Genomic DNA, 376 nt, shown 5'->3' on the forward strand with positions numbered 1-376 from the left:
AGTTCGCTATCCCTGAGACCCCGCGCGAGGTGCATGAGGCCCTCTCGGCGCTGCTGCGGATACGGAACCTGGTCGACCACCACGCCGCGGTGTTGGCTGGTGCTGTCGAACGCCTGGGGATCGCGACGAAGCAGGGTCGCACCACCCGCGAACTGCTGATCGTCATGGGGTGCGCGCCCGCGGTCGCCACCCGGTTGCTGCGTGTCGGTGTTGCTCTGGCCGGTACACCACGATTGGCCGGTCACACCGCTGACGGCACGCTCTCCGGTGAGCACGCCGACGCGATCGCCCGGGGACTTTCTCATGTCGCGACGCGGGCGAGGGAACCGCTGTCGGAGTCGCAGCGTCAAACCTGTGTGACCGATCTTCTGGCCCA

The 376-nt window shown here is 67.8% G+C and carries 1 pseudogene; it reads left to right on the plus strand.

What is annotated here, in order from left to right:
- Positions 1-29 precede the first annotated feature (29 nt).
- Positions 30-376, plus strand: a pseudogene (locus tag MKW15_RS24295) (HNH endonuclease); the annotation flags it as partial.

The organism is Gordonia gummivorans (genome assembly GCF_022513585.1).
GTDB lineage: Bacteria > Actinomycetota > Actinomycetes > Mycobacteriales > Mycobacteriaceae > Gordonia.